Genomic DNA, 12,405 nt, shown 5'->3' with positions numbered 1-12,405 from the left:
ATAGTCCTTTCTTTGATAAAATGAACCTTCCATCAGTCGAGCAATATTTTTGTTCATGTGGATAAAATCTACTGATCTACAGATTTTTTTATACTATAAAAAACAAAAAAAGCAGCAGGAAAGTCCTGCTGCTTATTTTGTTTCACGATGTGCAGTTGTACGCTTTTCTCTTGGGCAATATTTCTTCAGCTCAAGACGATCTGGATTATTCCGTTTATTCTTTTTTGAAATATAGTTACGGTCTCCGCACTCTGTGCACGCCAACGTAATATTTACACGCATGTCATTTCCCTCCAAAATATGTTCAAGCTAGTTCGCTCATACGACTTTTCTATAATATCACTTTTCATAAGGAAATGCTAGTCTGTTTTTAAATTATTAAACGGGGTTATAGTTTTCCATTTATCTTTACTTCCTCGAATACTCTTTTGGTTTCTTCAGCAACTCGATTCCAACTAAAAAGACTTTCAACTATCCTTTTTCCATTTTCACCAACTTGCTTTGCTAAGTTAGGATCGTTCAATAATCGCATAATTTGTTCAATTAAGCTATCCGTACTTCCCGGTATCATAAGCAAACCTGTTTTTAAATGTTGAACAATTCCTTTTAACCCACCTGTGTTAGAAACAATCGTCGGTTTATTCGCTTTCATGGATTCTAAAGCAACAATTCCAAATGGCTCATATAAACTAGGAAAAACAGTAATATCACAATGTTCAAATAATTTATTTCGTTGGTTATCGTCAACAAATCCGATAAAAAATACAGTGTCTGTTAGTTGTAACTCATCTACTTTACGACGATATTCATCGAGCATCGGTCCTTTTCCAGCAATTAGGAAATAAATATTCGAACCTTTCTTTTTCAAAATAGCAGCCGTTTCAATAAGGGTGTCAAAGCCTTTTTCCTTCACAATTCTACCGATTGAAAAGATCATTTTACGGCTAGGATCAATGGGGATACCATTTAATACTCCTTCCTGCCCAACAACTATTTCAGATTCACTATCAATGCCATTTGGAATAGTAATCACCTTCTCAATAGGAGGATTGAATAGTTGCTGTATTTCTTGTTTCATATAATCACTACAAACAATAATTTGATCGGATTGTTCAACAAGCTTTCTTTCCTTTTCGTGAATAAAGCTTTGCATTTCCGTATAAATGCCATTATTGCGTCCAAATTCAGTTGCATGAATGGTCGTAACTAAAGGAATAGCCAATCTATTTTTTAACACAGAAGCTGCTGCTCCCACAAGCCAATCATGCGCATGAATACAGTCAAATTGATATGTATGCGCTAAAGTCTCTGCTTTTTCGGAAAGTGCTATATTCAATCCGCCAATCCATATCAAAAAGTCTTTTTCATTTTCATTTAATGGATTTACACGGTGAACAAATACACCCTCCGACCTTTCATAAACAGGCAATTGCTCTTGACGAGCGGTTATTACATGAATCTCATAGCCCATCTTGCTTAAACTCTTTGTTAAACCATATACGTGGCGAGATAGCCCTCCCACAATATGTGGTGGAAACTCCCATGTTAAAACAAGAATTTTTCGTTTACCTCTCATGTCTACTATTTCCTCTTCAGCAGTTGGGAATTTTAGAGGGTTTAGTAAGGTCCATTCAGTCTCTCTTTTTGTTACACTTTCTTCATTACCGTCTTCTATTAAATAGAAATATAGACTTTGAAAATAGTCTATATAGCTTTTTGCATAATGTTGAATGCCCTGATAATAGGACAAAAAACTCGTGGAAAGCATCATCCATTCTCTCGTCATTTGTTTATATACTCTAGTTTCTTCCATTGTAAAATGAAGAAAGGAAAGAAATGTCTCAGTAAATGAAAATAGTTTTTCTTCTTCACGCTCACTATAATAATCTAGAAATGAAACATCGCCAAAAACCATATATTGTAAAAAAGGAGCATTCATTATACATCGTCCCTTTTCAACATTTTTTCATAATAACTATATGTACTAACATGTTCAACCCAATTCGGAACCGAATTTTTCTTTTTAGAAAAAGGATCACTATCTTTTTTAAAATTGCCTGCTTGTTTTACATCTGTTCTAGGGATATGAACCACGTTCGACCGAAGTAATGGAAAAAATTTATGATCTGACAATTCAACGCCAAGTTCTGTCATATAGCAACGGTTGGGTTGTAATTCATTTAGGAGAGAAATACCTTGTTTTTCACTTAGTTCTACTTCCTGTACTTGATGGGCATTGCTTCCATCAAAGAGAATATTTGTTACATCATAAACTCTCAATACTTGTTGATAGCTTGTGAACGGTTTATCAAAATAGCTAGATACAAGATCCTTTTTCACATCTAGAAGTCTCCAATAAACAAATAGTTTATTTTTGTCTATGATCCATGCTGTAAGATGCTCTGTCGGTACCAAAATTCGTTTCTTCCAAAAGCGAGTACAAATCTTCATTTTGTTCGAGTGGCTTGCGGTTTCCTCTGTAGCGATTGCTACTTTTTCACTTTCTTTATGCTTTTTCCATTGATATTGTACTTTTCCGACAGTTGAGTCTAACTCTTCAGCAATTTTGCGAAAAGAAAGCCCTTTTCTGCGGAGCTTCTTAATTTCATCTATCATGGCGCACCTCTTTCCGAAAATAACACTATATTTTAAATGATCAGAATATAAAATTTATTGATTAACCCTATCGTATCATGGATTGGAAGAGCCTACAATAAACGGATTTTGTCGGATTCTGCAAAGACAAACCATTTCCTATGATAAATTATTTCCCTACTCAATGTAGTATACAAAAGATCTTTTTCTACAAACACTCTCATTCTTCTATTGCTGATCTAATGGGCCACTCATTAGAATTAATTTGAAAACATCGAACTTTGTCAAAAATAGTGGTAAAATGAGTTTTGATTCTTGTATTTAATGAGGTGATCTAATGGGAACAATTTTAATCAGCCTATTCATATTTTCGATTTTACTTTTCCTTACTTCTTTTTTTCTCAAAGATCCTTATAAGGAAATTCGTGAAGAAATTGACCAACTTTCTATGCAACAGCTTCAGGAATTGTATCAAATTAAGAAGAAATTAAAGGTATTAGAGGAAGAACTACTTATTAATGATATTGAACTATCTCCACCACTTTCACAAATGGGATCTTCAGATAAAAAGATCGTTCATGACATTATTAAAAATCAAGTTTGGTCATTAGCACAGCAAGGTACACCGATTGAGCAAATTGCTAAGCTGTCATCCTTACCCGTTCAGGATGTGCAAGGAATCCTAATGGAGTTTTCATTTAGAGGCGAGAAGTATGAATAAACGGAATGTGAGGTCATTTGCGATTGGTGTCTTTCTTTCTATATTCCTAATTGGATTGTTTTATTTTTTTCAGAACGATACAAAACAGGACGAAGATGATCTAGAGGAGGCAAGAGCCTTTTTAGAGGAAAATGGCTATATTATTTTAGAAGACTCTGAATACAGTACATTGCAGGAAAAAGCAACGATTCCAAAGGATATACCTACACAGGAACAAGTAGAAGAAAAAGTGGAGGAACCAAATAAAAGTAACCAAGAAGACGATGTAGACGATGATCAATCTGCTCATATGATTATTAATTATCAACTAGAAATTGTTAGCGGAATGACATCAAACGAAATTGCAAAGATACTGACACAGAACCATATTGTACAAGATGAAACTTCTTTTGCCAATTTTTTAATTAATCATGGTTATCATACAGATATTCAACTTGGTTCATTTCCACTGACGAATCAAATGAGTTTTGAACAGATCGCTAATATGATTACAAAAAGATAAGGAGCAGCATATCAGCTGCTCCTTATCTTTTTTATTTGTTATTCTATTCGTTAAGATCATAGTGCTTCCCTTTTACTAAGTAAAAAACGTATTCGGCAATATTTGTAACATGGTCTGCAGCCCTTTCCAAGAAACGACAAATAAAAAGCATTTGTGTGATTTGAGGAAGGTTATCAGATTTTTCATTATTTAATTTGAACAATTCCTTAATCGTCTCACCATATAAAGAATCTACTTGGTCATCCATTTCAGCAACTTTTTTGGCAAGCTTTGTATCTTCTTGTTGATACGCAATCAACCCTTCTTTCAACATAATAGAGGTGATTTCATGCATTTTTTTCAAATGATCAATTGGCTTTAGATGTGGTTCTTGTCCAATACGAATCGTTGACTTTGCAATATTAACGGCAAAATCAGCAATCCGCTCTACATCTGTTGCTATTTTTATAGCTATAATAATTCTTCGTAAATCAATCGCTACAGGCTGCTGCTTAGCAATTAACAAAACGGCAAATTCATTTATTTCCTCATAAAGAATATTTGCTACCGTATCATCTTCCATTATTTGTAGAGCAAGTTCAATATTATGTGTTTCAAGAGCTTCTATTGAGTTAGCTAAGGCTTGATCAGCAAATTTAACAAGTTCAGTTAATTTATGTTGTAATTCCTTCAAATCACCTTCGAATTTTCCACGTACTGGCATGACTGTTTCTCCCTTCACTTTCGCTTTTTCTCTCCGATAGTGTCAATCTATATTATATGCAATACATACTATAATTAAGCTTTCAATAACTATAATAATACAGACGTTGCTTGATGGAGCAACGTCTGTAGATTCAAATTTTGCTTATCCAAACCGACCTGTAATATAGTCTTCCGTCCGTTTATCAGAAGGTGTAGAAAAGATTTTATTGGTTTCATCAAATTCAATTACTTCACCATTTAAGAAAAAGGCTGTTTTGTCAGATATACGTGCTGCTTGTTGCATATTATGCGTCACGATAATAATACTAAAATCTTTTTTCAATTCCTGTACAAGCTCTTCCACTTTTAACGTTGAGATTGGATCAAGGGCAGATGTAGGTTCATCCATTAAGATAACATCAGGCTCAATTGCAAGACAACGTGCAATACATAGACGCTGTTGTTGACCTCCAGATAAGCCGTATGCATTTTCACCTAATCGATCTTTCACTTCATCCCAAATAGCTGCACCTTTCAAACTTTTCTCAACAATTTGGTTCAGAATTTTTTTGTCACGAATTCCATGAATCTTCGGTCCGTAAGCAACATTTTCATAAATGGACTTTGGAAAAGGATTTGGTTTTTGGAACACCATTCCAACCTTTGTCCGTAATTCCTCTACTCCGTATGATTTGTCAAATATATTTCTATCCCGATAGTTAATTTCACCCGATGTGCGCACACTTGGAATTAATTCAATCATTCGATTTAGCGTTTTAATATAAGTAGATTTCCCACATCCAGAGGGTCCGATAATGGCTGTTACTTCATTTTCCATAATATCAAGATCAATATTTTTCAATGCATGGTTCTCTCCATACCAGAGATTTAATTGGTTTGTCTTATAAACAACCTGTTTTATTTCGTTACCCTCCCTCACCGAACTAGTTGGATCAGTGGTCTCTTTTCTTTCAATTGTTATATTCATATGAAACTCCCCTTCATCCTATTACATCTTCCTACTAGATTAGCGTAGTCTCAAACAACTAGGCCCTTGTAGCTAGAACATTGGCAAAAAAGCCTACATCCTTCTTTGAAATTTATTACGAATGATAACAGCAATGGAATTCATCCCAATTAATAATGTTAATAACACAATAATTCCCGCCGCCGCAAGTACCTGAAACTCCTCTTGTGGACGTCCAGTCCAGTTGTAAATTTGCATCGGTAATACTGTAAACATATCAAATACAGTTTTTGGCAAAAAGGCAAGAAAGAGTGGTAATCCTAACACAACGAGCGGCGCTGTTTCACCAATTGCACGAGATAAAGCGAGAATGGCTCCTGTTAAAATCCCCGGAATGGCCGCAGGCATAACAACTCGGACAATCGTTTGCCATTTCGTCGCTCCCATCCCTAATGAAGCTTCACGTAAATCCTTCGGAACAGTTCGAATAGCCTCTTGTGCGGCAACAATTATGATCGGAAGGACAAGTAAACTCATTGTCATTCCTGCTGCAAGTACACTCGTTCCTAAAGCAAGAGCACGAACAAAAACCGTTAATCCTAATAAACCAAAAACAATGGAAGGTACACCGGCAAGGTTTGATATATTAATTTGAATAAAGTTAGTAAAACGATTTTTCTTGGCATACTCCTCCAAATAAGTGGCTGTTCCTACGCCTATTATAAGCGAAAGGGGGGCCACGACAAGCATCAACCACACAGAACCAATTAAAGCGGTGTACACACCAGCCTGTTCAGGTTTTCTAGAAGGTAAGCTATTCAGAAATTGCCAATCTAAATAGCCAATCCCCTGTGTGATCACCCGGTATAACAAAATACCTAAAACGAGTAAACCAAAAAGCGTTGCAAGGAGAAATACTCCTTTGAATATTAAATTTAGAAATAGTCTTGGTTTCATTTTATTTATGACAGTCTTATGATCGATTAATTTCATTTAATATTCCTCCCTGAAACGGCGAGAGATGAATTGAGCAAGTAAGTTCATCAATAAAGTAAACATAAAAAGCGTAAACCCAACGGCATAAATACTGTAATAGATGGTCGTTCCATAACCCGCATCCCCTTGACTGACTTGAACAATATAAGCAGTCATGGTTTGGATTGAACTTGTCACATCCCAGCTTAAGTTTGGCGTGGATCCCCCAGCAACAGCGACAATCATCGTTTCTCCAATTGCCCGTGAAATAGCAAGTACGATCGAAGAAACAATTCCTGAAATAGCCGCTGGAAGCACAACTTTTAATGAAACTTCCAATTTGGTTGAACCTAACGCTAAGGCTCCTTCTCGCATTGCCCTCGGTACAGACGACATAGCATCCTCTGAAAGAGAGGCAATCATTGGTGTAATCATAATCCCAATCACAATACCTGGGCTTAATGCATTGAAAATTTCAAGTGTTGGAATAAATTCTCTTAGTATAGGTGTAACAAATGTTAAAGCAAAGAAACCGTATACGATGGTGGGAATTCCAGCCAATACTTCAAGAATCGGTTTTATAGTACGGCGCGCTTTATCTGAAGCATACTCACTCAAATAGATAGCTGTCGCTAACCCAATCGGTACGGCAACAATAACAGCAATACCCGTAACCTTCAAAGTACCCGAAACAAGTGGTAAAATACCAAATGATCCTGGATCAGAGAATGGATACCACTTCTGTGCTGTGAGAAATTCTCCAATTGCCACACGGTCAAAGAAAATAAATGTTTCAAATATGAGTGTAAGCAAAATACCAATTGTCGTTAGAACCGATACAATGGCAGTTAGCAATAAAATAACGGGCATTACTTTTTCCATTGAAAAAGATTTCCTTTTTTTCTTCTTTGCCGTTATCATATCTTGAACAGAAAAAGATTCTGTACTATTTTTTGAAACCAAAACGAAAACCCCTTTCATCCACTTTCATCCATATAACAAGATGAGAAGCAAATTTTCAAATGCTTCTCATTACCTCATAAAGTGATTTACTCAGCCATTATTAACCTTGGCGACCGAGTAAATCACTTTTTTATTTAGCACTTTAATAATCCACTTATTTAAGACCTTCAAGTGTTGATAATGCTTCATCATAAGATGGTAGTCTTACATAACCAACATCTTCAGAAAGATCACCTGCATTCTCTAAAGTAAATTTAACAAAGTCATAAACTTCTTCTTTTTTCACTGATTCATTTTTAACATAGATGAACAATGGACGAGAAAGTGGTGCATATTCTCCACTTTCAACCGTTTCGTTCGTTGGTTCAACAGCGCCCTCACCATTATCAATTGGAACTATCTTTAACTTTTCTTTATTTTCTGAGTAGTAAGCATAACCAAAGTAACCGATAGCATTTTCATCGCCAGTCACACCTTGAACAAGAACATTGTCATCTTCAGAAAGAGTAGCACTTTCAACAATTGGTTGCTCTTCTAAAATGATTTCATCGAAGTAATCAAATGTTCCTGAATCAGTACCAGGAGAGTAAAATTTAATTTCTTCTTCAGGCCATCCTTCACGAATATCAGACCATTTTTTCACTGTACCATCTTCAAGCCACATTTTTTTTAACTCATCAACAGTTAAATAATCCACAAAGTCATTTGCTTGATTTACAACAATCGATAAACCATCTATTGCAACTTCAAATTCAGTATAGTCGATACCAGCTTCTTCAAGTTTAGCTTTTTCTTCATCTTTGATTGGACGAGAAGCATTGCTAATATCTGTTTCTCCCGCTATAAATGATTTAAATCCACCACCCGTTCCAGAAGACGCAACAGATACTTTCATTTTTGGCTGGGCTATATTATATTCTTCAGCTACTGCTTCCATGATCGGGAATACAGTTGAAGATCCATCTACCTTTACTGAACCCTCAAATTGTTTGCTTTCACTTGCTTGTTCTGTAGTATTTCCTTCTGACTCAGTGCCTGTATTTGTTGGTCCACAAGCGGTCAACGCTAGCACTCCTGAGATTGCCACTGAAAGTGCTATGTACTTAAAGCTTTTCATTTCTTTTCCCCCTATGTGTTCTGTTTTTCCCTACAACTAATACAATAAAGGTTTACTGTAAATCCGGTTTTAACAAAATGTAAAGCTTTTGTAAATTTAGTTGTTTCTTGTGTAAATTTGTCGAAATTTGAAAAATATATTTTACTTTATTACCCTTTTGTATAGTTTCACTTATTTTGCACAAAAAAAACCTGCCTATTCAAATATCAAATAGAGGCAGGTTTTCTTAACTATATTACTCATTATTAGACTGTTCTATATCTTCGCTTCCGATTTATCTTGGTTAGTGGTATTTCCAGATACACGCTGGTTTTTCAACTCAAAATACGCATCCAGTACCCTCTCGCCAATAATTAAATTAGCTTGATTATTTCTCCCACCTTGGTATGCCCATGGCACTAGTACTGCCATAGCAATTTCAGGATTATCTGATGGAGCATATCCAACAAGACTCAAATTTATAACCGGAGCCATCCGATAACTTTTTATAGGCCCATCATAGGTCGCTTCAGCAGTTCCTGTCTTTCCAGCAGGTGAATAGGATTTATCACTGAAAAAGCTATAGGCTGTACCACCTTGTTCTTGCATGACCTTTTTGAAGCCTAACTGCACACGATCCATCCAGTTTTCCTCAACATCCAAACGATTCAAAACCTTTGGCTTAATTTCCTGGACAATTGGACCAAGCTCATTATCCAATTGTGGCTCACGAATTTCTTTCACCATATGAGGTTCCATTCGGCTACCCCCATTCGCAATCGTCGAAACATATTGAGCTAACTGTAACGCTGAATATGTATCATATTGTCCAATTGAAAGGTCAAGTAAAAATCCTGGTAACGTATCCTGACCTTTAAAACCAATTTGTTCACCAGGTAAGTCAATTCCCGTCCGAACACCAAGACCATATTGAGCAAAATGCTGCCGCATCGTATCAAAAGCCTCTATATTTATGGGTAACGGTTTACGTGGGATATAATTTCCTTCACCCATTTTAATGGCAAGATGAAACATATAGACGTTTGAAGAATATTTTAAAGCACTGACATCGTCCATCCAGCCAAGGTTTTTCCACGAACCTTTCCGAAGTGTATTAATATACAATGGTGTATCAAAAAAACTCTTTCCTGGTTGAATCACACCTGTTTGATAGCCAGTTAAAATCGTCGCTCCTTTTACAGCAGACCCAACACCATACGTAGATGTAAACGTTCCAAGTGCATGATCCTCCATTTCTGTTTTACCCGTGTCTTCATTTTTAACAATCCGTTTACCGGCCAATGACTTTATTTCCCCTGTATTCGGATCCATTAACACCACATATGCACGATCTAATAAATGTGTGCTAGGGAATGTTTTAGCTGCTTTTAATTCTTCTTCAATTATTTTTTCAACTGCAAGCTGTAATTCCATATCAATCGTTAAGACAAGATCTTTCCCTCTTTGCCCTTCAGAAATCACTTCAGTACTCACAATCTCTCCAGTTTGATCGGTGACATTTTTCACTTTTGCTTTCTGTCCATGTAAAACATCTTCATATTGCTTTTCTATATAGCTTGTACCAACCCGATCATTTCGACTATAATCCCTTGATAAATAATAATCAATTGTTTCAGCGGGGAGGCCCTTATCAGAGCTTGTCACACCACCAAGTACAGAGCGCAACGTACTATTATAAGCATAATAGCGTTCCCAGTCTGTTGTCGTATCAACCCCTGGTAAGAGCTGCAAATTTTCACTCACAACAGCAAACTCTTCTTGTTTTACATCTTTATTTTTCACAATTTGCGGCGTGAATTTATAACCACTAATAAATTCTCGATAAATGGCTAATACTTCTAAATCATCCTCAGTCAATCCATTTAAGTTCTCTTCTGTAATACGATCTAAAGTCAATCTATATACTTTATCATCGTATTCACCATCTTCATACTTTTCCTTTAATACTTTACGTTCTTCTTCTGGTACTTTTTCTTCTGCTTCTTCTGGATTTTTTATAATCCAATAATCTTTTTTATCTCTCTCTGTGACTTTGTCTGGCTTTTTTTCAATCAATTTGGCTAGTCTTTCAGCAACTTCAAGCATTTCCTTTTGACTAGCACCGTTATTTGTGTACGTAATCGCATTTTCAGGTATATTATCCACAATAATATTACCGTATGTGTCATACATCTTTCCTCTAGGTACAGGATTATTAACGGTGACATCCTCTGTTCGTTCAATTTCTCGTTTATAATCTTCTCCATAAACAATTTGGACAACTCCAAGACGAAGAATTAAGACAGAAAATAATAAAAATACAATAAAAAAGAGCATGTTTAATCGAATAGGGACATGAGTCTTTTTCTTTTTCTTTTTTTTATTCAACGAATACTCACTTCCTCCATGAAACCATTCTCTTTATATAGTAAAAGAAAAACAGAAATAATACCACATAAAACCTGTTTTACATAAAGGTAATTAATTGCAAATGATAAAAGCTCTGGAGTTGAGTATAAAAAAAGAGAGGCATTACGCCTCTCTTGTTAGGGTTTCAAGACGAACACGTCTGATGAACAAATAGATAACGGTGTGGCCCGCACCTAATACAAGAAATAAAATAGGAAGACTTTCCTTAACATCCATCACACTAACCATCACTAAAAAAAAGAGGATCGAAACAATTCTTCCTGCATTCAGATAAATTTCTCTTACAACGATATACTCCACTCTCATTTCCGCAGCCTTCCAACCACTTCCGATTACATCATAGGTAATCGATAAATAAGGAACAAGCAAAAGTGGATACGCAATGGCAATTGTGACAGCATAAATCAGCAACTTCGTATACGTAACATCAAAAGCAATTAAAAAAAGAGCGGCATATAGTAGTAATCCACCAAGCAAGATTGATTTCAAACGTTGGTTCTTTTTGATTAGCCTAGAGACGGCAAAATAAGCTAAAAAAGACACTCCTGAGTTAATCAATCCATATGTACCTAAAGCCATTTCTGTTCCTGTCGAAATAAAGACAAGCACTGAAATCATAAAGGCAAAAATCCCTTCACGAAGTCCTTGGAAAAAATGGGCATTTGTTACCATTCTCCAATTCAGACTATTTTTACGTTCTGAAAGAATTCGAATAAACCAATATTTCCCATTTGCTGGTCTCCGTTTTAAAGAGAAACTTAATAAAACAGCTAAAGCAAATAAGCCTAATGAAATTCCAAACACAATTGAATATCCTGTGAACTTCTCCAATCTTGAAATAATAAATCCGGCAGCGATAGGTCCAATCATTCCTCCTACAGATGTGAGAATCCCAAGAAAGCCATTGAAAAAGTCTCTTGTTTCTGGTTCGGTAATTTCAAAAGTCAGAACATTAAAAGCAAGCCAGTAAAAACCATATCCAATACCTAAAAGTGTACCTAGAAGTAATAAATACTTCGCTGCTGATGCTCCAACGGCTAATACACTTAAATAAAAAAGAGCGAGAAAGATGACTCCGATCCGTAAAACAATCACCCTGTCAATCTTCTTTGCCCATCTACCGGCAAGAATAAAAGTTAATGGTTGAGCTACCGTAACTGCCAAATTGTATAGCCCTATGTCTAGCAATTCACCTGTTTGCTTCCACAGAAAAATATTCACAAATGTATTAGACAGAGCAACACTCAAAGAATAGAGCCCACCAATTAAGAGTAAAAGCGTCAAATCCTTTGTTAATTCAATATCACCGAACAAATGTTTCTTAAACGTATTCATAAAAAACTCCCCTTTGTCTATAAGGGGTAGTTTTCACAAAATAGCAAACGTTATTCAAAAAAAGGACCAACAGAAAATCATTTTCTGTTGGTCCTTTTTTTATTCTAGCTAAAGTGACTATCTCCTCCGAGGTCATA

12 protein-coding genes are annotated in these 12,405 nt (G+C 35.8%); 2 read left to right on the top strand and 10 right to left on the bottom strand.

Annotated features, from left to right (window positions below; translation table 11 throughout):
• Positions 1 to 132 precede the first annotated feature (132 nt).
• The 3 genes from rpmG to JMM81_RS01715 form a co-directional block, all read right to left on the bottom strand.
• Positions 133 to 282 carry a 50S ribosomal protein L33 gene (gene rpmG / locus JMM81_RS01725; protein WP_071395755.1) on the bottom strand — a complete coding sequence of 50 codons (150 nt, stop codon included), beginning with the start codon at positions 280 to 282 and terminating at the stop codon, positions 133 to 135.
• A 106-nt stretch (positions 283 to 388) separates the two neighbouring features.
• Positions 389 to 1,939, bottom strand: coding sequence for a glycosyltransferase family 4 protein (locus JMM81_RS01720; RefSeq protein ID WP_256239777.1), 1,551 nt, complete (start codon positions 1,937 to 1,939; stop codon positions 389 to 391).
• The gene (locus tag JMM81_RS01715) at positions 1,939 to 2,616 is read right to left on the bottom strand and encodes a DUF4912 domain-containing protein (RefSeq protein ID WP_256239776.1); all 678 of its coding nucleotides are present in this window, start codon (positions 2,614 to 2,616) and stop codon (positions 1,939 to 1,941) included. Before JMM81_RS01715 ends, JMM81_RS01720 begins: the two co-directional genes overlap by 1 nt.
• A 316-nt stretch (positions 2,617 to 2,932) precedes the next feature.
• Between JMM81_RS01715 and JMM81_RS01710 the strand changes: the two genes are divergently transcribed.
• Both JMM81_RS01710 and JMM81_RS01705 read left to right on the top strand, forming a co-directional pair.
• Positions 2,933 to 3,316 (top strand): hypothetical protein, encoded by a 384-nt coding sequence (locus JMM81_RS01710; RefSeq protein ID WP_256239775.1) that lies wholly within the window; start codon positions 2,933 to 2,935, stop codon positions 3,314 to 3,316.
• Complete coding sequence (locus JMM81_RS01705; RefSeq protein WP_256239774.1) at positions 3,309 to 3,818, top strand: aminodeoxychorismate lyase; 510 nt, start codon at positions 3,309 to 3,311, stop codon at positions 3,816 to 3,818. Before JMM81_RS01710 ends, JMM81_RS01705 begins: the two co-directional genes overlap by 8 nt.
• Before the next feature lie 43 nt (positions 3,819 to 3,861).
• On the opposite strand, the gene phoU is transcribed toward JMM81_RS01705, so the two are convergent.
• From phoU to JMM81_RS01670, 7 genes are all read right to left on the bottom strand, one after another.
• Positions 3,862 to 4,521, bottom strand: coding sequence for a phosphate signaling complex protein PhoU (phoU, locus tag JMM81_RS01700; RefSeq protein ID WP_256239773.1), 660 nt, complete (start codon positions 4,519 to 4,521; stop codon positions 3,862 to 3,864).
• 144 nt (positions 4,522 to 4,665) lie between these two features.
• On the bottom strand, positions 4,666 to 5,490 hold the full coding sequence (gene pstB / locus JMM81_RS01695; protein ID WP_256239772.1) for a phosphate ABC transporter ATP-binding protein PstB: 825 nt from the start codon (positions 5,488 to 5,490) through the stop codon (positions 4,666 to 4,668).
• Positions 5,491 to 5,583: 93 nt separating this feature from the next.
• Positions 5,584 to 6,462, bottom strand: a complete 879-nt coding sequence (pstA, locus tag JMM81_RS01690; protein WP_256239771.1) for a phosphate ABC transporter permease PstA — start codon at positions 6,460 to 6,462, stop codon at positions 5,584 to 5,586.
• Positions 6,463 to 7,365, bottom strand: a complete 903-nt coding sequence (gene pstC / locus JMM81_RS01685) for a phosphate ABC transporter permease subunit PstC (RefSeq protein ID WP_375162346.1) — start codon at positions 7,363 to 7,365, stop codon at positions 6,463 to 6,465.
• 196 nt (positions 7,366 to 7,561) lie between these two features.
• Positions 7,562 to 8,524 (bottom strand): PstS family phosphate ABC transporter substrate-binding protein, encoded by a 963-nt coding sequence (locus JMM81_RS01680; RefSeq protein ID WP_256239769.1) that lies wholly within the window; start codon positions 8,522 to 8,524, stop codon positions 7,562 to 7,564.
• Between the two features lie 255 nt (positions 8,525 to 8,779).
• On the bottom strand, positions 8,780 to 10,891 hold the full coding sequence (locus JMM81_RS01675) for a peptidoglycan D,D-transpeptidase FtsI family protein (protein ID WP_483862168.1): 2,112 nt from the start codon (positions 10,889 to 10,891) through the stop codon (positions 8,780 to 8,782).
• A gap of 144 nt (positions 10,892 to 11,035) precedes the next feature.
• Complete coding sequence (locus tag JMM81_RS01670; protein WP_256239768.1) at positions 11,036 to 12,268, bottom strand: MFS transporter; 1,233 nt, start codon at positions 12,266 to 12,268, stop codon at positions 11,036 to 11,038.
• Between the last annotated feature and the right edge of the window lie 137 nt (positions 12,269 to 12,405).

Source organism: Bacillus sp. V3B, from assembly GCF_024494465.1.
Taxonomy (GTDB): Bacteria; Bacillota; Bacilli; order Bacillales; family Cytobacillaceae; genus Bacillus_BD.
Note: the sequence above shows the minus strand (reverse complement) of the source record. Positions and strands in the feature narration are given on the sequence as shown.